Raw genomic sequence first — 22,202 nt, 5'->3', positions numbered from 1 at the left:
CGAGGAAAAAAATCATGACCAAGAAGACAAGCCTTGCAACGCCGGTGGCGGCCGGCATCGCGCTGCTGCTGGCCGGCTGCGCGGCCGGGCCCGACTATGCGCGTCCGCCGCTGGACCTGCCGGCGCAGTACACATCCGCGCCCGCCGGCAGCACCGAAGCCGAGGGCGTGCCGCTGCCCCGCTTCTCGCCCGACCTCGACGTGCCGGCCCAGTGGTGGCAGGCCTTTCGCTCGGAGCCGCTGAATGCGCTGGTGGCGCAGAGCCTGGCCGGCAACCCGACCATCGAGGCTGCCGATGCCGCGCTGCGCGTAGCGCAGGAGAACGAGGCCGCCGACCGCGCCGCCTTCTGGCCGAGCGTGGCGCTGGGCTACTCGCCCACGCGGCAGCGCGTGGCCGGCGCGGTGGCGAGCCCGGTGTCGTCGAACGCGAACCTCTACACGCTGCACACGGCGCAGGTGACCGTGTCCTATACGCCCGACGTGTTCGGCGCCACGCGCCGGCAGGTCGAAGGTGCGCAGGCGCAGACCGAGCAGCAGCGCTTCCAGACGCTGGCCGCCAGGCTCTCGCTGAGCAGCAACGTGGTGGCGGCGGCAGTCACCGAGGCCTCGCTGCGCGCCCAGCAGCGCGCCACGCTGGCGATCATCGCGGACCAGAAGGAAGTGCTTCAGGCCTACCGCAAGCAACTGGGCCTGGGCCAGGTCGCGGTGGCCGACGTGGACGCACAGGAAGCCTCGCTGGCCGCCACCGAGGCCACCCTGCCCCCGCTCGACAAGCAACTGGCGCAGCAGCGCAACCTGCTGGCCACGCTGGCCGGCCGCTATCCCGGCGAAGGCGTGGCGTCGCATTTCGAGCTCGACGCGCTGCAGCTGCCCGGAGAACTGCCGCAAACGCTGCCGTCCACGCTGGTCGAGCACCGACCCGACGTGCGTGCCGCCGAGGCGCAGCTGCAGGCCGCCAGCGCCGCCATCGGCGTGGCGGTGGCCGCGCGGCTGCCCAACGTGACGCTGGGCGCGAGCTACGGCTCGTCGGCCTACACGCTGTCGCAGCTCTTCAAGTCGTCGTCGCTGTTCTGGAGCCTGGCGGGCAACGTGACGCAGACGGTGTTCGACGGCGGTGCGCTCAAGCACCGCGAAGCGGCCGCCCGCGCTTCGTTCGACCAGGCGGCAGCGCAATACCGCGCCACGGTGCTGAGCGCCTTCCAGGACGTGGCCAATGCGCTCGAAGCCATCGACGCGGACACCCGCGCGCTGCAGGCGGCCCTGAAGGCCGAGCGCACCGCATCGCAGAGCCTGGCGCGCACGCGCACGCAGGTGCGGCTGGGCGACGCCAGCCCGCTGGCGCTGCGCATCGCCCAGCAGGCCGAGCAACAGGCGCAGCTCAACCTCGTGCAGGCGCGCGCGCTCCGGCTGACGGATGCGGCGGCGCTCTTCCAGGCGCTGGGCGGTGGCTGGTGGAACGCACCGCCTGCGCGGCTTGCCGATTCTTCTTCGTCCTCCGCTCCCCTCCCCGCATCGAAATCCGCATTGCCATGAACATCATTCGCCATGAGATGGGTCCCCGCTTCAGCGAGATGGTGACCGTCGACCTGGGCACCGCCCGCCTGATCTATCTGTCGGGCCAGGTGGCGGAAAACCCGTCGCTCGACATCACGGGCCAGATGCGCGAGATCCTGCACCACATCGACGACATGCTCGCCACGCAGGGCGCCACCCGCAAGGACCTGGTGAGCGTCACCATCTACCTGCGCACCGTGGGCGACTACGAGGCCATGAACTCGGTGTGGGACGAATGGGTGCCCGCGGGCCACACGCCGGCGCGCGCCACGGTCGGGGCCAGGCTGATCGACTCCGAATACCGCGTCGAGATCCAGGCCACCGCGGCCATCGGCGCCGCTGCGGGGGCGGCACCGTGACGTCCGCTGCGCGCGCCGTGGTGCTGTGCGCACTCTCGCTCGGCGGCTGCACCGCATTCGATGCCCACTCTCTGGACCACGCGGCGCACGCTTCAGGCTGGCGCGCCGCGCAGGTCGTCGACGTGGGCCGCGCGGCCGATCTGGCGGGCACGGTCGACCGCGACTGCGGCACCGGCGGCGGGCCCGATGCGCCGTATGCCGTCGTGCGCTACCGCAACGGCGGCGTGCGTTCGCGCTCGCTGGGCACCGGAAGGCTGCCCGCCGGGCCGGTGCCCAAGGTAGGCGACAGGGTGGAAGTGAACATCCTCGACTGCGCGGCGCCGCTGGCGTTCGCCGGGCAGGCAGGGCCGGCGGATCAGAGCGGCAGCGTCCCGGGCACGCCGTCGCGCTGAAGCCAGTCCTCGAACTCGTCGGACAGCCGCTGCGCCTCGCGCGTGGCCTGGCTCCAGGCCGCGATGCGCGCCGGCGCGTCGCTGGCGAAGCGGATGAAATCCTTGCGGTCGGGCAGCTTGCCGTTGGGCAGCTTCTTCACCCATTCAGGGTCGGGCGCGAGCACCACCATGCGGTCGAGGAAGCCGCTGGCCTTGTGGCGCCAGCGCAGCCCCTTGTCGAGCCAGCCCGGCACCACCGCCTGCTGGAAATGCGGGTAGAGCACCAGGCCGTCGTCGGCCCCGTCATGTGCAGATTGGTAGTCCAGGTGCAGGTGGTAGTCGGTGATGCCGCCGTCCCAGTAGGCGCCGCGCGGCGCGCCCGGAATGTCGTGCACCGCCGCCAGCAGGAACGGAATGGAGCAAGAGGCCTGAAGCACCATGTTGAAGTTGGCTTCGCTCAGCGCATGCTGGCGCGTGCGGAAGTCCCGCGTGCCGAAAGGCAGCGCCGCGCCCGGCGTGGAAAACACGCAGCGCTCCAGCCACGCGCCCAGCCCCTTGCGGTGCAGGCTGTTGGTGGCAAAGGCCCCCAGGTAGCCCACCGGCGTACGCGCCATGCCCTCGCGCCCGAGGATGTGGCGCCCGCGTGACGTCACCACGTGCAGGCGGTAGCGCGGATGGTTCAGCACCTCCGCGATGCGTCCGCCGTAGAAATCGTCGAGGCTCTCGGCAAAGCGCTCGCTGAGCTGCTGCGGGCTGAGCCGCTTCTGCCCCGGCGGCACCTCGAACTGCTGGCGCACGTAGTCGTGCTCGAATCGCTGGAACGCCGCCTCGGGGTCCGTCAGGCAGGCCGTCGACAGCCGCCACGCGCCGATGGAGGCGCCCACCAGGTGCACCTGCTGGCTGCTCCGCGTGAGCCAGCGGCCGAAGATGAAGCGGTCGAGCGGCCCGAGGATCAGGCCCTTGGGCCCACCCGCCGCGCCGGGGATGGTGCGCACGTCCTGCGGGCGCAGGCCGTGTTGCTCGATGTGCTTGCGGGCCGCGGGGCCGGCGTAGATGCGCAGTGCTTTCATGCCCGCGTGTATTCGAAGGGATTGAGTATTTCGACACCGAACCCCGCGAAGTCATTCACGTTGCGGGTTACCACGGTGAGCGCGTGCTGCTTTGCCGTGGCGGCAATCATCGCGTCCTCATACAGCGTGTTCGAGCTGCGATGCATCAGTTTCGCCCAGAGCCTGAAGGTTTCCGCGTCCATGGGAAGCACGTTGTACGACGCAGCGACCAGCGAGGCCCATTGTTCGATCTCGCTGGCCTTCGCAGCGTCCTGTTCGCGCGTGAGTTCGATGCCGGCCTGGATCTCTCCGAGCGTCACCGCCGACAGATGAAGGTCGCTGTCTGCAACAGGCGTGAGCCACTCGAGGACCGCCCCATGCGGACGAGGCCTGCGAAGCTCGGAAATCACGTTCGTGTCCAGCAGGTACATGCCGGCCTCAGCGCATGGGCGTGACGCTGCGCCTGCGCGCGGCGCCCCGCTGCGGGACCAGGAACTCGGTGCGTGCGTCCGCCGAAAGAAGCAGCTCCTTGAGCGACGGCTTGGCAGTCGCATGCAAACGCCGCCATTCCGCTGCCGGAACGAGCACAGCCACCTCGGCGCCGCGCTTCGTCACCATTTGCGGCCCCTCGACCAGGGAAGCCTCGAGGAACTCGCTGAATCGCGCCTTGGCATCCTGCACAGCCCAGGTTTTCATGACAACCACCCATCAAACTAGTTAGATGACTAGTTTAACAGGCGCATATCACTCGGCTTCTGCTTACTTGCGCAGCCCCTGCAGCTTGGCGAAAGCGCTGGCCATCTGCCCTGCCGGCTGCGGCGAGTTGTCGCGGCGGCCTTGCTGCTGCTGGCCGCGTCCCGCGCCTTCGAAGCGGTTGTCGCGCGGGCCGTCGCGGCGCGCGGGCGCCGCATCGAGCTTCATCGACAGGCCGATGCGCTTGCGCGCCACGTCCACTTCCATCACCTTGACCTTGACGATGTCGCCGGTCTTGACGACTTCGCGCGCGTCGTTCACGAACTTGTGGCTCAGCTGGCTCACGTGGACCAGGCCGTCCTGGTGCACGCCGAGGTCGACGAAGGCGCCGAACTGGGCCACGTTGCTCACGGTGCCCTCGAGGATCATGCCCTCCTTCAAGTCGGCGATGTCGTCCACGCCGTCGTTGAAGCGCGCCACCTTGAAGTCGGGGCGCGGGTCGCGGCCGGGCTTCTCCAGTTCGCCCAGGATGTCCTTGACCGTGATGACGCCGAACTTCTCGTTGGCGAACAGCTCGGGCTTCAGCGTCTTGAGCATCTCGGCGCGGCCCATCAGCTCGGCGATGGGCTTGCCGGTCTTCACGATGATCTGCTCGACCAGCGGATAGGTTTCGGGGTGCACGCCGGTCACGTCCAGCGGATCGGTGCCGCCGCGGATGCGCAGGAAGCCCGCGCTCTGCTCGAAGGCCTTGGGGCCGAAGCCGGTCACGTCCAGCAGTTGCTTGCGGGTGGCGAAGGCACCGTTCGCCTCGCGCCAGCGCACCACCGCCTTGGCCACGCTGGCCGACAGGCCCGACACGCGGCTGAGCAGCGGCACGCTCGCGGTGTTCAGGTCCACGCCCACCGAGTTCACGCAGTCTTCGACCACGGCCTGCAGGGTGCGGGCGAGTTCGCTCTGGTTCACGTCGTGCTGGTACTGGCCCACGCCGATGCTCTTGGGGTCGATCTTCACGAGCTCGGCCAGGGGGTCTTGCAGGCGTCGCGCGATGGAGGCGGCGCCGCGCAGGCTCACGTCGACGTCGGGCATTTCCTGCGAGGCGAATTCGCTGGCCGAATACACCGAGGCGCCGGCCTCGCTCACCACCACCTTGTCGACCTTGATCTCGGGCGCGCCGGCCTGCGCGGCCATCTTGGCCAGCAGCTTGATGAGGTCGGCGGCCAGCTTGTCGGTCTCGCGGCTGGCGGTTCCGTTGCCGATGGCGATCAGGTTCACGCCGTGCTTGGCGCACAGCTTGCCCAGCGTGTGCAGCGAGCCTTCCCAGTCCTTGCGCGGCTCGTGCGGGAACACGGTGGCGGTCTCGACCAGCTTGCCGGTGGAATCGACCACGGCCACCTTCACGCCGGTGCGGATGCCGGGGTCCAGGCCCATCACGACGCGCGGGCCGGCGGGCGCGGCCAGCAGCAGGTCGCGCAGGTTGTCGGCGAACACCTTGATGGCGACCTTCTCGGCCTCTTCGCGCAGGCGGGTGAACAGGTCGCGCTCGGTCGACAGCGCCAGCTTGACGCGCCAGGTCCAGGCCACGCACTTGCGCAGCAGGTCGTCCGCCGGGCGGCCGGCATGGCTCCAGCCCAGGTGCAGCGCGATGCGGCCTTCGGCGATGCTGGGCTTGCCCGGCTCGGGCTCGACCGGCAGCACCAGCTTGGCATCGAGGATGTCGAGCGCGCGGCCGCGGAACACGGCCAGCGCACGGTGCGACGGCACGCGGCCGATGGGCTCGTCGTACTCGAAGTAGTCGCGGAACTTGGCGACGTCGGCGTTGTTCTCGTCCTTGCCGGACATCAGGCTGGACTTGAGCAGGCCTTCGGCCCAGAGCCATTCGCGCAGGCCCTGCACCAGGGCGGCGTCTTCGGCCCAGCGCTCGGAAAGAATGTCGCGCACGCCGTCGAGCACGAGCGGCACGGTGGAGAAATCGGGGCCCGGCTTGCCGTCGTCCAGCGTGGTGGCGGGCTGCAGGAAGGCCTTGGCTTCCACCGCGGGGTCGAGCGTGGGGTCGGCCAGCAGCTTGTCGGCTAGGGGCTCGATGCCGAATTCGCGGGCGATCTGGCCCTTGGTGCGTCGCTTCTGCTTGAACGGCAGGTAGAGGTCTTCCAGCTCCTGCTTGGTCGGCGCGAATTCGATCGCGGCACGCAGCTCGGGGGTCAGCTTGCCTTGTTCATCGATGGCCTTGAGCACCGCCACGCGGCGGTCTTCGAGTTCGCGCAGGTAGGAAAGGCGGGCTTCAAGCTCACGCAGCTGCGTGTCGTCGAGGCCGTCGGTGGCTTCCTTGCGGTAGCGGGCGATGAACGGAACCGTGGCGCCTCCGTCGAGCAGTTCGACGGCGGCCTTCACCTGGTTCTCGCCGACCTTGATTTCGGCGGCGAGCTGGCGAATGATTTTCTGCATGTCTTGAGCGCGTCCCTGGCAAAGCGCGGGAGTTTGCCATAGGCGCGAATGCGGCCCGCCCGCCCGGCCCGGCGGGGGTGTTACAGCATGCTTTCGGACTCGGGCCGGTTCCCGGCCTCCGTGGGTTCCTTGCCGGGCCCGCAGGGCACCAGCAGGCGCACGCTGAGCCCATGCGGGGCGACATCGGTCACGACCAGTTCGCCTCCGATGGCTTCGGCGCGCGCATGCATGCTGCGCAGGCCCTTGCCGAGGTGCTCCGGCTGCTCGCCGGCCACGGCGCCGATGCCGCGTCCGTTGTCGCGCACCTCGAGCACCAGGCGCCGGGGAGTGACTTGCAGCCCGAAATGCAGCTCGACGCGTGTCGCTCGCGAGTGGCGCAGCGCGTTCGAAAGCGCCTCCTGTGCCACCCGGCAGATCTGCATCGTGGCTTCAGGCGGCAGAGGCTGGTCATGCGCCGCATCGGCGATGTCCCATACCAGGGCGACACCCAGCCTGTCGAAGGCGGGCCGCAGCCGGTAGCGCAGGTGGGCCAGCCGCTCGACGGCGGTGGCGGTGGTCTGGTCGTCCAGGTCGTCCACCGTCATCTGGAGTTCGAGCAGGCAGGCCTGCAGCGCCATCGACAGGCTGTCGGGGGCCGTGGCGGCCTTCGGGTCCTGGCTGGCCAGCAGCGCCACCAGCCGGGAGCCGACGCCGTCATGCAGGTCGTTGGCGATGCGCCGGCGCTCGGCCAGCACCGCGTCCATCAGCCGGCCGCGCGCCACGCGGCGCTGGGAGAAGTACCAGATGCTCACGATCGCGCCCAGCACCGCCACGTTGAGCGCCTGCAGCGCCCAGAAGGCGGCGGGCATGTCGTGCGCCATCACGGTGATGGTGGAGGTGGCCCGCAGCACCTGCGCCGTCACCGGTGTGAGATGCATCGCCGCGGCCAGCCCGGCCCACATGAGCACCCGGCGGCGGGGAATGCGCGGCCACAGCCAGGTCAGCAGCGTGCACCACGAGGCTATCGACAGCCACACATACTGGTCTTCCAGGAAGTGCGGTAGGTGAAAGACCTGCGGCGTGAGCATTGCGCCCCCTAGAGCAGGCCCCGGTGGGACGCGAAGCTCACCGCCTGGGCCCGGGTGTGCGCGTGCAGCTTGCGGTAGATGTTCTTGACGTGGGCGTTAACCGTCTGGGCACTGATGGTGAGCTGCAGTGCGATCTCTTCGGTGACATACCCTGTCGCAACAAGTCGCAACACTTCGCGCTCCCGTGCCGATAACGTCGCCTTGCTGTCCGGCGGGCGCACAGGGTTGACGTTCGAGCGCTTGTGATCGAGGTGCACGAGCAGCCGGCGGGCCAGCCGGGGGGTGATGGCGGCGCCCCCGTTGACCACCTGCAGCACGGCCTGGGCATAGCTCTGGAACCATGCGTTCTTGACCAGGTAGCCCGATGCGCCGAGCTCGAAGGCGTGCAGCACCTGGGGTTCGTCCTCGAGCGCCGAGATGACGATGATCTCGGCCGCGCTGCGGTGTTTCTTGGCCTCTTCGATCAGCTCGAATCCGCTGCCGTCACCGAGGCGGATGTCCACCATCAGCACGTCGAATTCATGCTGCATCAGCAGGCGCCGTCCTTCGCGCAGGGTGCCGGCCTGGCCTTCGAGCTGGATGCGCAGGTCGCTCAGCAATTCCTGTGCGATGACGCGTCTCACGAAGGGGTCGTCGTCGACCAGAAGAACCCGCACCGGCTTGGTCTCCTGACCGGTCAGAAAGTCAGGCCATGGAAGTGTGTCGGCGGACGGTGCGAGCAGCCCGCCGAACTGTCCGGGGGTGGCATATTTCCTAGCCCCAGTTCCGATGTCTGTCAATGAAATGTCGAGTTCGCTTTCCATTCCAACCCCTTTGTGACAAATGGACTACCGTGTTCGTGACCAAAAGTTAATTCATTTCTACTCAAAATCTCGAACTAAGTTTTTTTGTTTACTTTGGTTGCATTCTGTTGCGAGTCTGCTTCGGTGTCCAACGAAAGTTGTATTTTTCGGGTTTTCCGTCGCAAGTGGAAGCGGTTTCAGGCACCTGTTCCGCAAGGCCTCATCCACTCCTTTCGCTATAGCCTCGCATTACCCAGCCTGAGGCATTTTTCTATCCCTCCTCGACGCTGAAACTGCCTTCCGGTCGCCACGGAAACATTTCATTCCGCGTTCACAGACCGCTAGTTGATAGCCGGATGGTCCGGCGATCAGGTTCGTTTCACACACTTTCGAGGAAGCATCATGAAGAAGACTCTCATTGCCATCGCAGTGGTTCTGGTTGGAAGCGTTGCCTCGGCAACCAGCACGACCGCACTGGCCGCCACAAGCACGTCCACCGGCTCGTCCAGCTCCGCTGGATCGACGGCAGCCAGTTCCGGCACGGGCAGTGCATTGAGCTACAACGCAGCCAATTCCAGCTCGTCGGCCAGCGCCAACGCAGCAGGCGGCGCAGTCAGCTTCCCCGGCATCCGCCTCGGCGGTGCAACGGCCGGCGGCACGGCAACCACGCAAGGCTCGGTCACCAGCATGGCCGTGACGACGGGCAACGGCCTCGCAATCGGCGGCGCCAACGCTTCGGCCAATGCCGGCGCGGCTTCCAACGCCAACTACAGCGCTGGCGGCTCGAACCCCATCAGCGGCAGTGCAGGCGGCAGCGCCAGTTCGGTCACCAACAACACGGCCGCGACAGCTGCCGGTCCTGGCGGCGGCCTGGCCATCGTGACCCGCACTTCGGGCACGACCTCGGGCTACAGCGCTTCCTCCGGCGCCGTCAACGGCTTCGTCAACGGCACCACCACTTCGGCCACCGCAGGCTCGACCGGCGGCTCCTTCGGCGTGACGAACATCCACCTCGGCAACGCCGGCACCTTCAGCAACGGTGGCGGCACCGGCGGCCTGGCCGGCTCCACCGCGACCGCATCGGCACCCTGAACTTCAGATGTAGCGTTTGCTGGACTCGGAAATGGGGAGGGGCTTCGGCCCCTCCCCCGGCCTTCAAAGGAGTTGAGAAAATGAAAAAATTGCTTTTCCTCGCATTGCTGGCGGTCTCGGCGGCGGCAATGGGTCAGACGACGGCAGGCGGCGCGAACAACGGCTCGAGCAGCTCGGCCACCACCTCTGCCCAGGGCAACAACCAGGCCGTGACGTTCTCCGGCCCCGCGAACACCACATCGAGCGTGACGAGCACCCAGAACGTCAACAGCAGCGGCACGACGGGCGTCGAGTACGGTGGCAGTTACACGATCAAGAACGTGCCGTCGGTCAACGGCCCCAACCTCACCACCAGCAACGACACCTGCATGGGCAGCACCAGCGCGAGCGCCAACGGCCCCGGTGTCGGCCTCAGTTTCGGCACCACCTGGACGGACGAGCACTGCAAGCGCCTGAAGATGAGCCGCGAGCTCTGGAACAAGGGCATGAAGGCCGCATCGCTGGCGATGGACTGCATGGACCCGGCGGCCCAGGCGGCGCTGGAGATGACCGGCACCAAGTGCCCGCAATCGATGACAGCGGACGAACGCGTGAGCGCCTACGGCCCGCAAGCCTCGTCGGCGGGTGCGCCCACGGTTTCCTCTACGCGCCCCGCAGCCCCTGCGGCTCCCGTCGCTTCCGCGCCCACGCCCCCTGTGGCGATGGCTCCGCCGGCGCCCGTGCCTGCCCCGCCACCCGCACCCGTCGCGGCCGTGCAACCTGCCGCACAGCCGGTGGTTGCGGCCGAACCTGCGGCCGTGGTCTCCATGCCGGTCTCCAGCGCGACGGTGACGGCCATCGACGCCAATGAGGTGGCGGCCGCCCTGCGCGCGCAGCGCATCCTGTCGGCGGAGCCGGTCGGCGACATCGCCGCCGCGCCGCAATCAGCGGCGTACCCGCAGTGAGCGCGCGGAGTCCATGATGACCCGGACCGTATTTCTATGGACGGCGGCCTGTTGCCTGGCAACAGCCGCGGCGGCCGCACCGCCGCCCTTGGACACGCTGCGTATCCAGCGCATGAACATGGGCAGCGGCCTGCAGAACGCGCCCGGCACCGACAGGGCCCAGCCGGTGGGCGACCTGGGCGTGTGGCATGTGCCGCAGTACATGCCCGGCTACCCGACGGCGGCGACCATCTGGCCGCGCGTCGTCATCATCCAGTGCGAAGGCGACGTGTGCCCCGGCTACGAGGTGACGCCGGAGCTGGGCCGCGGCGAATATCTGTTCTTCCTGCCGACGCGCAAGTAGGGTCGGCGGCAGGCGCCGCGCGAGCCGCGCCTTGCCTTAACCTTCGCGGATGACACATTTCGCGAGCCTTCTGCGCGTTCTCCGTGCCCTTGTTCGGGCGCTGGGCACCGCGCTCCTCGTTCCGCTGCTGCTTTTCGAGGAATGGGGCTGGGAGCCGCTGGCCGCGCTCATGGCTCGGCTCGCGCGGCTTCCCCTCTGGGCGCGCCTCGAAAACCAGCTGCGCCAACTGCCACCCTGGGGCGCGCTGCTGGCCTTCTTCGTGCCGGTGCTGTTGCTGCTGCCGGTGAAGGTGCTCGCGCTCTTCCTTTTCAGCCGCGGCCATGCCGCCACCGCCCTCACCGTGCTGGTGCTCGCCAAGCTGGTGGGCACGGCCATCGTGGCGCGGATCTTCCAGCTGGTCGAGCGGCCGCTGATGCGCATTCCGTGGTTCGCGCGCTGGTATCCGCGCTGGAAAGCCTGGAAAGACCGTGTGCTCGCGGTCGTTCGGCAGAGCCGGCCGTGGCGGATCGTGCGCGCGCTCAAGGGACGCATCGCGCGGGGATGGCGGCGCTTCAGGGAGGGTTGATCTAGTTTTACCCGGGTGTATTGCCGACTTAATTTAATCCGGGTAATATTTGGCACATGAACCTGTCATCCGAAAGCAGGCGTGCGCTGAGCCGCCAATACAAGGAATCCGTGCGCCCGGCAGGCGTCTTCGTCGTGCGCAACACGGTGAACGGCCGTGTCTACGTGGCCGGCAGCCTCGACGTCGAGGGCGCCATGAACCGTGCGCGCTTCGAACTCGGCTTGGGCTCCCACCGCTGCAAGCCCCTGGGGCAGGATTGGGCCGCGCAGGGCGCGGCGCATTTCAGCTTCGAGGTGATGGACCGGGTCAAGGAGCGCGAGGACGACCCCACCTTCGATCGCAAGGCCGAGCTCGAAAAGCTGCTGGCGCTCTGGCAGGAGGAACTTCAGTGCTTCGGCGAGAAGGGCTACAACAAGCCATGAGCACCGACGCCCTCTCCTTCTGCCTGGACCTCGGCCATGCCCACGCCCGTCTGGCGCTGAAGCTGGACGACGACCTCGGTGCTTTCCACGGCTTGAATTTCGCCGACTTCACCCTCCTCTATCTGTTGTTGCGCGCGGAGCAAGGCCGCATGCCGATGGCAGACCTGGCGCGCACGCTCGGGCTGCCGATGTCGGCGCTGATCCGCAAGATGCTGCTGCTCGAAAAAACGGGCCTGGCCGAACGCGTGACCGGTGCCGGCACCGACCAGCGCCGCCATGCCGCACTTCGCTCCGGCGGTCGGCAGCTGGTGCGCGATGCGGTCGTCACAGTCGAAGCGCACTGCAGGCAGGCGCTCCGCGCCGTCGATCAGCGGCAGTTGTCCGACGCCCACGCCGTGCTGCGGGCGATATGAGAGATGCCGGAGGGACAGCGCGGCGCACACGTGGGCGCCGCAGCGGGTAGATTACGCAACTCGTTTCTCCCGGCCTCCTCTTTCGACAGGAATCAGGAAACACAACATCCGCATGTCACCAGACACCCCTCCCACCATCCTCACGGTGTTCTTCGATTTCCGGCGCATCGCACGCGGCACCCGAGCCGAAGTGCTCGACCAGCTTCGTCGCCGCGACGACCCCGGACCCTATCTCGTGTTCGACGACCAGACCGGTGCGCAGCTCGACCTTGACCTGCGCGAGCTGCCTGACCCCGAAGCCGAACACCGCGACGAAGCGCCGCGCGGCGTCGGCCGCCCCAAGCTCGGCGTGGTCGCGCGCGAAGTCACGCTGCTGCCGCGCCACTGGGACTGGCTCGGCCGCCAGCCCGGCGGCGCCTCGGTCGCGCTGCGCAAGCTGGTCGACGAAGCGCGCCGCGTGCACGCCGACCGGGACGTCGTGCGCGCCACGCGCGAAACCACCTACCGCGTCATGACCGCCATCGCAGGCAACCTGCCCGGCTTCGAGGAAGCCACGCGCGCCCTGTTCGCCGGCGAGGAGCAACGCTTCGGCCACCTGATCGAACCCTGGCCCGCCGACCTGCGCGCCTACTTGCAGGAACTGTCCGCGCCCGGCTGGAGCCATGAATGAGAGCACCCACTGAAGCCCCCGGCACCACGGGCCCCAGCGGCATGAAGGGCGTGCCGGTCGCGCCCGCCGGCGCCGCGCGGCCTTTGTGGAAGGTCTTTCTTTTCTTCCTCGCGCCGATGTTGCTCAGCAACATCCTGCAATCGCTTTCGGGCACGCTCAACAACATCTACGTCGGGCAGATGCTCGGCGTGAGCGCGCTGGCGGCCGTGTCGAGCTTCTTCCCGGTGATGTTCTTCTTCATCGCCTTCATCATCGGCCTGGGCGCCGGCGCCTCGGTGCTGATCGGCCAGGCCTGGGGCGCGCGCGACGCCGCCAAGGCCAAGGCCGTGGCCGGCACCACGCTCACCGTGGGCGTGCTGGCGGGTCTCGTCATCGCCGTGTTCGGCGGCGCCTTCACCACGCCGATGCTGGCTTCGCTCGGCACGCCGCCCGACGTGCTGGCCGACTCCACGCGCTACGCCCGCATCATGCTGATCGCGATGCCGGGCGTGTTCGTGTTCCTGCTGGCCACCGCCATGCTGCGCGGGGTGGGCGACACCGTCACGCCGCTGCTCACGCTGATGATCTCGACGCTGATCGGGCTTGTGGTCACGCCCGCGCTCATCCGCGGCTGGGGCGGCCTGCCGCAGCTGGGCGTGGCGAGCGGCGCCTGGGCCTCGGTGCTCTCGTTCGCGGTGGCGACCACCTGGCTCGGCTTCCGGCTGCGCCAGCGCAAGAGCCCGCTGGCGCCCGACGCGGAGTTCCTGCGCCACCTGCGCATCCAGCCGCAGCTGCTGAAGGCGGTGCTCAAGATCGGCGTGCCCACGGGCGTGCAGATGATCGTGGTCGCGCTGGCCGAAGTGGTGCTGCTGTCGATGGTCAACAGCTACGGCTCCAGCGCCACGGCCGCCTACGGCGCGGTGAACCAGGTGGTGGCGTACGTGCAGTTCCCGGCCATCTCGATCGCCATCACCGCGTCGATCCTCGGCGCGCAGGCGATCGGCGCCGGCCGCGCCAACCGGCTCGGCGACATCGCCAAGACTGCGCTGCTGATGAACGTCGTGCTGACCGGCAGCCTGGTGGTGCTGGGCTACCTGTTCTCGCGCCATTTAATGGCGTTCTTCATCACGAGCGAGCCGGTGCTCGAGATCGCGCAGACGCTGCTGCACATCATGCTGTGGAGCCTGGTGATCTTCGGCATGGCTTCGGCGCTGTCGGGGATCATGCGCGCCAGCGGCTCGGTGCTGGTGCCGACGCTGATCTCCATCGTCTGCATCCTGGGCGTGGAGGTGCCGGTGGCGTATGCCATGAGCCACCGCATCGGGCTGGACGGCATCTGGATCGCCTACCCCGTGACCTTCGGCGCGATGCTGCTGCTGCAGACCGCGTACTACCAGCTGGTCTGGCGCAAGAAGGCGATCCACCGGCTGGTGTAGCCGCCGGCAGGGCCACGGCGGCGGCGGATCACGCCCCGTCGTAGGCCTTGCGCACCTCGGCGATGTCGAGCTTGACCATCTTCATCATCGCCTGCATCGCACGCGCGGCCTTGGCCGCATCCTTGTCCTGGAACATCTGGACCAGGCCGTCGGGCACGATCTGCCAGGACACGCCGTAGCGGTCGGTGAGCCAGCCGCACTGCACCGGCTCGCCGCCGCCTTCGAGCAGCCTGTTCCAGTAGTTGTCGACCTCGGCCTGGGTCTTGCACCGCAGGTACATCGAGATGGCCGGGGTGAACTTGTATTGCGGCCCGCCGTTGATCACCATGAACTCCTGGCCTTCGAGTTCGAAGGTCGCGGTGAGCAGTTGCCCCTTCAGGGCGGGGTTGGTGTCGCCCCAGAGCAGTTTGTCGGTCACGCGCGAGTTTGGAAATATGCCGGTGTAGAACTTCAGCGCGTCTTCGCCGTTGCGGTCGAACCATAGGCAGGGAACGATCTTTTGCATGCGGGTCTCCTTTGCTTCAACGATGAACCGGAGAGTTCAATATCGACGCGGTGCGTGCGCCCTGTCAACCCGGCCAACGCCTGCCGGCCCGCGCGCGAAGGCAGAATGGAAAACCAAAGGACGCCCATGACCACGACCAACCCGTCGACACCCGAAGCCGCCCGAGCCTATGCCGTCGAGATGCACGGCGACCAGAAATACGGCGTGCACCCGTACGTGCACCACCTCGACGCCGTCGCCGCCCTGCTCTTGCCGTACGGCGAGCAGGCACGCGTCGTCGGCTTCCTGCATGACGTGGTGGAAGACACCGAAGCCACCGTGGCCGACGTGCAATCGCGCTTCGGCGACCTCGTCGCCCGATGCGTGGCGCTGTTGACCGACGCGCCCGGCGCCAATCGCAAGGAGCGCAAGGCCAGGACCTATGCGGCGCTGGCCAAAGTGACCGGCGACGAAGAACTGGCGCTGGTGGTGAAGGCGGCCGACCGGCTCGCCAATGTGCGGGCCTGCGTGGCGGACGGGCACCGGACGCTGTGGGAGACGTATCACGGCGAACATCCCACCTTCAAGGCGGCAGCGTTCAGGGCGGGGCAATGCGATCCGCTGTGGGCGGAGCTCGACACACTGCTCTCGCCCGCGCACATGCCCGCGGCCTAGACGCCCCTGCGCGGGTTCGAAAACTCCATCACCCCATCCACCACCGACCCGAAGCGCAGGCTCATCAGATCGCGCGCGTAGTTCTGGTACAGCCGCCACGGCGCGCGCGAACCCTGCTTCGGGAATTTGCCGATCGAGCGCTGCACATACCCCGAAGAAAAATCGAGCCACGGCTCGGCCACCAGCGCGGGGTCTGTATTGCGCGGCGTGCATTGCCGCCAACCGTGTCTCTCCATGTGGTTGAGCAGCCGGCAGACGTATTCGCAGGTCAGGTCGCACTTCAGGGTCCACGAGGCATTCGTGTAGCCGAACGACGACGCGAGGTTGGGCACGTCGCTGTACATCATTCCCTTGTAGTTGAAGGTCGCGGCCGGATCGACAGGAACGCCGTCGACATCGAGCGCGACGCCGCCGAGCACCTGCAGGTCGAGCCCTGTGGCGGTGACGATCAGGTCGGCCTCGAGCTCCCTGCCCGATTCCAGCCGTATGCCGCCCGGCGTGAAGCGGTCGATGTGGTCCGTCACCATCGACGCCCGGCCCGCCTTCAGCGCCGCGAACAGGTCGCCATCCGGCACGAGGCACAGCCGCTGGTCCCACGGGTTGTAGCGCGGCGTGAAGTGCGTGGCGATGTCGTAGTCCGGCCCCAGCGCCTGGCGAACGCCGCCCAGGATCATCCGCTTGATGCTCTGCGGCTTGCGCTTTGCAAGACGAAAGAACAGCATGCTCAGCAGCACGTTCTTCCATCGCGTGATGCCATACGCCATGCGTGCCGGCAAGAGGCGCCGCAACCGGTTGGCCAGCGGATCTTCGGCCGGGCGAGACACCACGTAGGTCGGCGAGCGCTGCAGCAGCGTGACGTGCGCGGCAGTCTTCGCCAGCGCGGGCACCAGCGTCATGGCGGTGGCGCCACTGCCGATCACGACCACGCGCTTGCCGGCGTACTCCAGGCCGTCGGGCCAGTGCTGCGGATGGACGATGCGGCCGGTGTAGTCGGCGGCGCCCGCGAACTCCGGCGTGTAGCCGGCCGTGTAGTTGTAGTAGCCGCTGCACATGAAGAGGAAGTTGCAGCTCATGCGAAGCCGCTCGCGCCCGGGGCCGCGCTCGACGTCGACTTGCCACCGTGCTTCAGGCGTCGACCAGGAGGCGCGCACCACGCGATGTTCGAAGCGGATTTTCCGGTCGATGCCATGTGCCTGCGCCGTCTCGCGCACGTACTTCAGGATCGACGGGCCATCGGCAATGGACTTGGCCTGCGTCCACGGCCGGAACGAATAGCCGAGCGTGTACATGTCGGAGTCCGAGCGGATGCCCGGGTAGCGGAACAGGTCCCAGGTGCCGCCGCTGCGCTCGCGCCCTTCGAGGATCGCGTAGCTGCGCCCCGGGCAGTTGGCCTGCAGGTGATAGCCGGCGCCGATGCCCGAGAGGCCGGCGCCGACGATCAATACGTCGACGTGTTGTTCTTCCTGCACCGGACTGTCTCCTTGCTCAAGGTTCCGTGCGCCGGATCATCACCCAGGCACTGGCCGCGCTCAACACCGCCAGCCCCGCACCCAGCAGCATCACCCACCGGAACCCGGCCACGAAAGACTCGGCCACGGCCCGCTTGAGCGCCGCCGCCGTGGCCGCATCGACACCCGGCGGCAGCGCCGCGCCGGCCAGCTTGCTGCGCTCGCCTTCGAGGAACGCCGACACCTGCGCCGACGCTCCCATCTCGCGCAGCCGATCCGCCAGCGCCACATCGAACACGCCCGCCATGACCGCGCCGAACACCGCGATCGCCAGCACCGCCGCCGCCCGCGACACCGCGTTGTTCACCCCCGAGGCCACGCCCGCCAGGTCGGGGCCGACCGCGTTCATGACCGTGGTCGTGAGCGGTGCCACCGTCACCGCCATGCCCAGCCCCAGCACCACCACGGCCGGCAGGAAGCCGCTCCAGTAGCTCGCGCCCACGCCCGGCAGCGCGAACAGCGCGAAGCCCACGGCGGCGATCGATGGCCCGACGACCAGCGGAATGCGCGGCCCGAACCGGTCGACGAGTTGCCCCGCCCAGCCCGAGAGCGCGAACATGATGAAGATGAACGGCAGCAGCGCCGCGCCGGCCACCGTGGCCGAGTAGCCCTGCACCTGGATCAGGTTGAGCGGAAAGAAATACAGGCTGCCGCCCAGCGCCGCATAGAGCAGCAGCGTCAGCAGGTTGGCGCCGCTGAAATTGCCTATGCGCAGCAGCCCGAGCGGCAGCATGGGCGCGCGCACCTTGCGCTCGGCGAAGAAGAAGCCCGCGCTGCCCAGCACGCCGACGGCCAGCGCAGCCAGCACTGCCGGTGCATGCCAGCCCTGCGTCGGCGCCTCGATGAAGGCATAGACGATGCCGCCCAGCCCGGCAGTGGCGAGCAGCGCGCCCCAGATGTCGAGCCCTCCGCCGGCCGAGGCGCCGCGGCTTTCCGGCACGTGGCGCCACACGATCCACAGCACCAGCAGCGCCATCGGCAGGTTGATGAGGAAGGCCCAGGTCCATGAGAAGTGGTCGACCAGGAAACCGCCGAGCACCGGCCCCACCGCCGCCGTGATGCCGCTGAAGCCCGACCAGGTGCCGATGGCCTTGCCGCGTTCCTTCTCGGGAAAGGCGGCGCTGATGAGCGCGAGGCTGCCCGGAACCAGCAGCGCGCCGCCGATGCCCTGCACCGCCCGCGCCGCAATGAGCTGCTGCACGCTGCCCGCCAGCGCGCACGCCACCGAAGACAAGGCGAAGAGGCCCACGCCGATCGCGAAGATGCGGCGCCGCCCGTAGAGGTCACCCAGCGCGCTGCCCACCAGCAGCAGCGCGGCGAGCAGCAAGGCATAGGACTCGACCACCCACTGCGCCTGGAACGCGGTGGCATGCAGGTCGGACTGGATGGCCGGCAGCGCGACGTTGACCACGGTGCCGTCGATGAAGGCCATGCTGGAGCCGACGATGGCGGCGGCCAGCACCCAGGGCTTGGAGGCTTCGGGGCAGGTGCCATCCTGCGGCCTGGCTCCGTGCAGGATCAGCGTGTCGTCGCAGGGCGCCTTGCCGATCTGTGCCATGGGATCTCCTTTCTTGCTCCTTCCCCCTCCGGGGGAAGGTCGGGATGGGGGCTGCCCCGGCACGATACGCCATGTTCTTGCAGACGCCGTGATGCCCCCACCCCTGCCCTCCCCCGGAGGGGGAGGGAGAAAGGCAGGGTCAGCTCGCGCAGGTGGTGGCCGACGGATTCGCGCGCGCGGCGTCCACGCTGCGCGCCATGGCCGCTGCCGCCGCGGCGGTCACGCGCTGCGCACCGCGCGCCACCGCGTCCATGCCGCTGCCCACGGCTTCGCCGAGGTTCAGCTGGCACACCAGCGTGCGCGCTTCGTCGGAACGCCGCAGCGTCCAGCTGAAGCCGGCGTCCACACGCCCGCCGTCGACCGCGTCGAACTGCTGCAGCTGCACCGCGATGCGCCACACCGGCTGCGACGTCTGCCGGCCGCCCTTGGTCACGTCGAGCGCACCGAGCCGCCCGGCGATGCCGCTGGCCAGTGCGTCGCGCAGTTCGTTCTCGAACGACGAGGCCCAGCGGTGCTGCTCCAGCACCTCGACCTGCACGCTGCCGTTGGGCTGGCGCACCACCATCTGCGGACGGGCCAGGCGTTCGGGCACGGCCACCGGCGCCAGCTCGATGTACAGCGGCGCCGCGCCGCCCAATGTGGAGGGCGCCGCGTCGGCCGCGGCCACCGGGCTGGCGAGCGTGTAGTAGTTGTCGGGCTTGCTGGCGCAGCCCGCGAGCACGGCCGCCAGTGCGAGGAATGCAAGTTTCAGCTTCATTTCTTGTCGTCCGGTTTGCCGCGCAGCAGCGATTCAGGGTGGCGCTCCAGGTAGTCGGTCAGCACGCGCACCGAGCCGGCCGCGCGCGTCAGTTCGCGCAGCGTCTGGCGCATGTCCTGCTGCAGCGGAGAGTCGTCGGCCAGCGTGCGCTCCGCGGTGTTGACGGTCTTGCGCACGTCCTTCATGGCCGCGGCCAGTTCAGGCGTCACGTCGCTGTTGATGCGGTTCACCGTCTGCTCGGCGGCGGTCAGCGTCTTGTTGAGCGTGGCGAGCGTGGTGCGCAGGTCGCCCGCGATCTGCTCGTAGGGCACCTTGTTGAGCTTGGTCGCGATTTCCTGCACCTGCGACTGGATCTCGTCGAGGCTGTTGGGCACCGTGGGCAGCTCGATCGGGTTCTTCGTCACGTCGATCCTGGCCGCCGGCGCCTTCGGGAAGAAGTCGAGCGCCACGTAGACCTGCCCGGTCAGCAGGTTGCCGTTGCGCAGCTGGGCGCGCAGGCCCTTCTCCGCCAGGAAGCGCAACCGCTCCTGCTGCGTGGAGCGCGACTCGGTGGCTTCGGCGTTGCCGTGGTTCTCCCTGCGGCGCAGCCGGTCGGGGTAGACCTGCACCAGCACCGGCATGCGGAACTCGCGCTCGGCGCGGTCGAACTCCACGCCGATCGACTTGACCTCGCCGATCACCACGCCGCGGAAGTCGACCGGCGCGCCCGGCGTCAGGCCGCGCAGCGACTGGTTGAAGTACATCAGCAGCGTCTGCGAGGGGCCGTCGGGTTCCTTCATGGCCGTGGCCTCGTCCTGCGCCAGCGTGAACGATGCGTTGGCCTTGGCCAACGGACCCATCGCGTCGTCCGGTGCCTGGAACGCGATGCCGCCCAGCAAGATGGTTGCGAGCGACTGCGTGCGCAGCGTGAAGCCGCTGGCGCTGAGCTGCGCGTCGATGCCGCTGGCCTGCCAGAAGCGCGTGTTCATGCCGACGAACTTGTCGTAGGGCGCGTTGATGAACACGCGAATGGTCACGCCGCGCCCGTCGCCGTCGAGTTCGTAGGCGGCCACCTGCCCGACCTTGACGCGCCTGAAATACACCGGAGAGCCCACGTCCAGCGAGCCGATGTCGTTGGCGCGCAGCAGGAACTGCTGGCCCGAGTCGTCGCGCGTGACGATGGGCGGGGTTTCGAGCCCGGTGAATTCGCCCGAGGTTTCCTTCGACACGCCCGCGTCGGCGCCGATGTAGGCCCCCGAGAGCAAGGTGTTCAGCCCCGAGATGCCCGAGGTGTCCAGCCGGGGGCGCACCACCCAGAAGCGCGAGTCCGATGCGGTGAAGCTCTCGGCATCCTTGTTGAACTGCACCAGCACGCGCACGTGCGAGCGGTCGCGTGCCAGCCGCAGGCGCGTGACGAGGCCGATCTGCACGTCCTTGTACTTGACGGCGGTCTTGCCGGCCTCCAGGCCTTCGGCGGTCTTGAAGGTCAGCACCACCTCGGGGCCGCGCTCCATCAGGATGCGCGCCACCAGCGTGATGCCGACCAGCGCCGCGACGATGGGAATCAGCCAGATCAGCGATGGCAGCCACTCGCGCCGTCGCGCCACGCGCGGCCTGGGGAGCGCGGGTGGCGCCGGTTTGTCGTCTTGCGGTTGCTCTGGTTCACTCATGCTGGTTTCTCGTCCCTTTTGCCATGTTCCTGCGGAACGTCCCGGCCCTCGGCGAGGGCCTGCTCTTCCTTGCTGTCCCAGGTGAGCTTCGGATCGAAGCTCAGCGAAGCCAGCATCGTGAGCACCACCACCGACCCGAAGGCCGCGATGCCCACGCCCGCGGTGATGACCGCGAAACCCTGGATCTGCACCAGCCCGGTCAGCAGCGACACCACGAACACGTCGAGCATCGACCAGCGGCCGATGACCTCGATGATGTGATAAAGCCTTGCCCGCTCGCGCTGGCGCCAGGTGCTGCCCCGCTGCGCCAGCACCACGAGCAGCAGCAGGACCGCGAGCTTGAACAGCGGCACCAGGAAGCTGGCGATGAAGACGATGGCCGCGAGCCCGTAGGCGCCCGACACCCAGAAATAGATCACGCCGCTCAGGATGGTGTCGTACTGCGCGCCGAACAGCGTGCGCGTGATCATCACCGGCAGCAGGTTGGCCGGTATGTACATCATGCAGGCCGCGATCAGGAAGGCCCAGGTGCGGTTCAGGCTCTGCGGCTTGCGCGTGTGCAGACGGGTGCCGCACCGGCCGCAGGCCTCGCCCTCTTGCGCGTCCTTCCATACCGCGCCGCAGTGCCGGCAGGCCATCAGGCCGAGGGACGCGGCGGTGGCGACCGGGGCGTCATCGTCCTCGTGGCCGTCATGGGCGTGCTCTTCCCGGGCGGCCCTGCGAAAGGGAAAAAACTTCATGCGGAGGCCCCGCCCTCGTCCGTGCCGGCATCGGGCGCCTTCGGCCGGAAGGTCATTTCCCAGAACGCGCCGGGGTTGAACGAGAGCACCGCCGTCAGCATGACCGTGAGCGCCATGAAGGCCCAGAGCGCCGGCCCCGGCACCACGGTGGCCATGCTCGACAGCTTGACGATGGCCACCAGCACGCCCAGCAGGAACACTTCGATCATTCCCCAGGGCCGCAGCGACTGCATCGCCCGCACCAGCAGCGCGAAGCCTGCGGGCCGGCGCTCGCGGCTCAGCGGCACCAGCAGGTAGGCCAGGATGCACAGCTGCAGGAACGGAAAAAGAATGGTCGTGGCCAGCACCAGCAGCGCCACCACCGACATGCCCTCGGCGGTCAGCGCCACCACCGCGCCGGCCAGCGTGGTCTGGCTGCGCAGGCCCTGCAGCTCGATCTCGACGATGGGAAACAGGTTGGCGATGGCGAACATGATCAGGCAGGCCACCGTCAGCGGAAGGATGCGGCGCTGCTGCTGGCCGGGGTGCCGCGCCAGCTCGGTGCCGCAGCGCGGGCAATGCGCCACGTCGCGCGGCTGCAGCGGCGCGCGGCTGTAGATCGCGTCGCAGCCGGGGCAGACCACCGTGTCAGGTACTTCCTTCATAGGTCAG

General features: G+C 68.4%; 25 protein-coding genes. 12 read left to right on the top strand and 13 right to left on the bottom strand.

From position 1 onward, the window contains the following. Positions 1 to 14: 14 nt before the first annotated feature. From C4F17_RS04900 to C4F17_RS04890, 3 genes are read left to right on the top strand one after another with little or no spacing between them, the layout of a single operon-like run. On the top strand, positions 15 to 1,532 hold the full coding sequence (locus C4F17_RS04900; RefSeq protein WP_106934472.1) for an efflux transporter outer membrane subunit: 1,518 nt from the start codon (positions 15 to 17) through the stop codon (positions 1,530 to 1,532). Beyond that, entirely contained in the window at positions 1,529 to 1,912 is a 384-nt protein-coding gene (locus tag C4F17_RS04895) for a RidA family protein (protein ID WP_106934471.1), read from the top strand. The genes C4F17_RS04900 and C4F17_RS04895 overlap by 4 nt, the downstream gene beginning before the upstream one ends. Then, positions 1,909 to 2,304, top strand: coding sequence for a hypothetical protein (locus C4F17_RS04890; protein ID WP_106934470.1), 396 nt, complete (start codon positions 1,909 to 1,911; stop codon positions 2,302 to 2,304). Before C4F17_RS04895 ends, C4F17_RS04890 begins: the two co-directional genes overlap by 4 nt. Here C4F17_RS04890 and C4F17_RS04885 read toward each other — a convergent pair. The 6 genes from C4F17_RS04885 to C4F17_RS04860 all read right to left on the bottom strand — a co-directional run bounded on the left by C4F17_RS04885 (position 2,268) and on the right by C4F17_RS04860 (position 8,337). After that, positions 2,268 to 3,353, bottom strand: coding sequence for a patatin-like phospholipase family protein (locus C4F17_RS04885; RefSeq protein WP_106934469.1), 1,086 nt, complete (start codon positions 3,351 to 3,353; stop codon positions 2,268 to 2,270). The genes C4F17_RS04890 and C4F17_RS04885 overlap by 37 nt on opposite strands. After that, positions 3,350 to 3,763 carry a type II toxin-antitoxin system VapC family toxin gene (locus tag C4F17_RS04880; protein ID WP_081269505.1) on the bottom strand — a complete coding sequence of 138 codons (414 nt, stop codon included), beginning with the start codon at positions 3,761 to 3,763 and terminating at the stop codon, positions 3,350 to 3,352. Before C4F17_RS04880 ends, C4F17_RS04885 begins: the two co-directional genes overlap by 4 nt. 7 nt (positions 3,764 to 3,770) lie before the next feature. Beyond that, the gene (locus C4F17_RS04875; RefSeq protein ID WP_106934468.1) at positions 3,771 to 4,028 is read right to left on the bottom strand and encodes a type II toxin-antitoxin system Phd/YefM family antitoxin; all 258 of its coding nucleotides are present in this window, start codon (positions 4,026 to 4,028) and stop codon (positions 3,771 to 3,773) included. A gap of 63 nt (positions 4,029 to 4,091) precedes the next feature. Beyond that, a complete protein-coding gene (locus C4F17_RS04870; RefSeq protein ID WP_081269503.1) occupies positions 4,092 to 6,467 on the bottom strand; it encodes a Tex family protein in 2,376 nt (791 codons plus the stop codon). 80 nt (positions 6,468 to 6,547) lie between these two features. Continuing rightward, the gene (locus tag C4F17_RS04865) at positions 6,548 to 7,534 is read right to left on the bottom strand and encodes a sensor histidine kinase (protein WP_106934467.1); all 987 of its coding nucleotides are present in this window, start codon (positions 7,532 to 7,534) and stop codon (positions 6,548 to 6,550) included. An 8-nt stretch (positions 7,535 to 7,542) separates the two neighbouring features. After that, positions 7,543 to 8,337, bottom strand: coding sequence for a LuxR C-terminal-related transcriptional regulator (locus tag C4F17_RS04860; protein WP_081269501.1), 795 nt, complete (start codon positions 8,335 to 8,337; stop codon positions 7,543 to 7,545). Positions 8,338 to 8,718: 381 nt separating this feature from the next. Here C4F17_RS04860 and C4F17_RS04855 point away from each other — a divergent pair, with 381 nt between their 5' ends. The 8 genes from C4F17_RS04855 to C4F17_RS04820 all read left to right on the top strand — a co-directional run bounded on the left by C4F17_RS04855 (position 8,719) and on the right by C4F17_RS04820 (position 14,180). After that, a complete protein-coding gene (locus C4F17_RS04855) occupies positions 8,719 to 9,408 on the top strand; it encodes a hypothetical protein (RefSeq protein ID WP_081269500.1) in 690 nt (229 codons plus the stop codon). Between the two features lie 80 nt (positions 9,409 to 9,488). Then, on the top strand, positions 9,489 to 10,352 hold the full coding sequence (locus C4F17_RS04850) for a hypothetical protein (RefSeq protein ID WP_106934466.1): 864 nt from the start codon (positions 9,489 to 9,491) through the stop codon (positions 10,350 to 10,352). An 88-nt stretch (positions 10,353 to 10,440) separates the two neighbouring features. Continuing rightward, entirely contained in the window at positions 10,441 to 10,695 is a 255-nt protein-coding gene (locus C4F17_RS04845; protein ID WP_234382573.1) for a hypothetical protein, read from the top strand. 49 nt (positions 10,696 to 10,744) lie between these two features. After that, on the top strand, positions 10,745 to 11,260 hold the full coding sequence (locus tag C4F17_RS04840) for a hypothetical protein (RefSeq protein WP_106934465.1): 516 nt from the start codon (positions 10,745 to 10,747) through the stop codon (positions 11,258 to 11,260). Positions 11,261 to 11,316: 56 nt separating this feature from the next. Then, positions 11,317 to 11,682, top strand: a complete 366-nt coding sequence (locus C4F17_RS04835; protein ID WP_106934464.1) for a GIY-YIG nuclease family protein — start codon at positions 11,317 to 11,319, stop codon at positions 11,680 to 11,682. Next, positions 11,679 to 12,095: a MarR family transcriptional regulator gene (locus C4F17_RS04830; protein ID WP_106934463.1), complete on the top strand. Its 417-nt coding sequence runs from the start codon at positions 11,679 to 11,681 to the stop codon at positions 12,093 to 12,095. The genes C4F17_RS04835 and C4F17_RS04830 overlap by 4 nt, the downstream gene beginning before the upstream one ends. A 112-nt stretch (positions 12,096 to 12,207) precedes the next feature. Continuing rightward, entirely contained in the window at positions 12,208 to 12,765 is a 558-nt protein-coding gene (locus C4F17_RS04825; RefSeq protein WP_106934462.1) for a DUF2239 family protein, read from the top strand. Between the two features lie 41 nt (positions 12,766 to 12,806). After that, entirely contained in the window at positions 12,807 to 14,180 is a 1,374-nt protein-coding gene (locus C4F17_RS04820; protein WP_172839892.1) for an MATE family efflux transporter, read from the top strand. Between the two features lie 28 nt (positions 14,181 to 14,208). Here C4F17_RS04820 and C4F17_RS04815 read toward each other — a convergent pair whose 3' ends face one another. Continuing rightward, positions 14,209 to 14,685: a VOC family protein gene (locus C4F17_RS04815; protein WP_106934460.1), complete on the bottom strand. Its 477-nt coding sequence runs from the start codon at positions 14,683 to 14,685 to the stop codon at positions 14,209 to 14,211. Between the two features lie 126 nt (positions 14,686 to 14,811). On the opposite strand from C4F17_RS04815, the gene C4F17_RS04810 reads away from it, so the two are divergent. After that, positions 14,812 to 15,339: an HD domain-containing protein gene (locus tag C4F17_RS04810; RefSeq protein ID WP_106934459.1), complete on the top strand. Its 528-nt coding sequence runs from the start codon at positions 14,812 to 14,814 to the stop codon at positions 15,337 to 15,339. Here C4F17_RS04810 and C4F17_RS04805 read toward each other — a convergent pair. From C4F17_RS04805 to C4F17_RS04780, 6 genes are all read right to left on the bottom strand, one after another. Then, positions 15,336 to 16,808 carry a flavin-containing monooxygenase gene (locus C4F17_RS04805; protein ID WP_106934458.1) on the bottom strand — a complete coding sequence of 491 codons (1,473 nt, stop codon included), beginning with the start codon at positions 16,806 to 16,808 and terminating at the stop codon, positions 15,336 to 15,338. The two genes, C4F17_RS04810 and C4F17_RS04805, sit on opposite strands and share 4 nt — an antisense overlap. A 16-nt stretch (positions 16,809 to 16,824) precedes the next feature. Then, positions 16,825 to 18,405 (bottom strand): MFS transporter, encoded by a 1,581-nt coding sequence (locus C4F17_RS04800; protein WP_106934457.1) that lies wholly within the window; start codon positions 18,403 to 18,405, stop codon positions 16,825 to 16,827. 139 nt (positions 18,406 to 18,544) lie between these two features. Then, on the bottom strand, positions 18,545 to 19,162 hold the full coding sequence (locus C4F17_RS04795) for a PqiC family protein (RefSeq protein WP_106934456.1): 618 nt from the start codon (positions 19,160 to 19,162) through the stop codon (positions 18,545 to 18,547). Further along, positions 19,159 to 20,811 carry a PqiB family protein gene (locus C4F17_RS04790; protein ID WP_081269488.1) on the bottom strand — a complete coding sequence of 551 codons (1,653 nt, stop codon included), beginning with the start codon at positions 20,809 to 20,811 and terminating at the stop codon, positions 19,159 to 19,161. The genes C4F17_RS04795 and C4F17_RS04790 overlap by 4 nt, the downstream gene beginning before the upstream one ends. Beyond that, complete coding sequence (locus C4F17_RS04785) at positions 20,808 to 21,551, bottom strand: paraquat-inducible protein A (RefSeq protein WP_106934455.1); 744 nt, start codon at positions 21,549 to 21,551, stop codon at positions 20,808 to 20,810. The genes C4F17_RS04790 and C4F17_RS04785 overlap by 4 nt, the downstream gene beginning before the upstream one ends. Continuing rightward, positions 21,548 to 22,195: a paraquat-inducible protein A gene (locus C4F17_RS04780; protein ID WP_106934454.1), complete on the bottom strand. Its 648-nt coding sequence runs from the start codon at positions 22,193 to 22,195 to the stop codon at positions 21,548 to 21,550. The genes C4F17_RS04785 and C4F17_RS04780 overlap by 4 nt, the downstream gene beginning before the upstream one ends. Positions 22,196 to 22,202 lie beyond the last annotated feature (7 nt).

It is taken from the genome of Variovorax sp. PMC12, from assembly GCF_003019815.1.
GTDB lineage: Bacteria > Pseudomonadota > Gammaproteobacteria > Burkholderiales > Burkholderiaceae_C > Variovorax.
The sequence above is the reverse complement of the archived record's forward strand: the minus strand, read 5'-3'. Positions and strand labels throughout refer to the sequence as shown.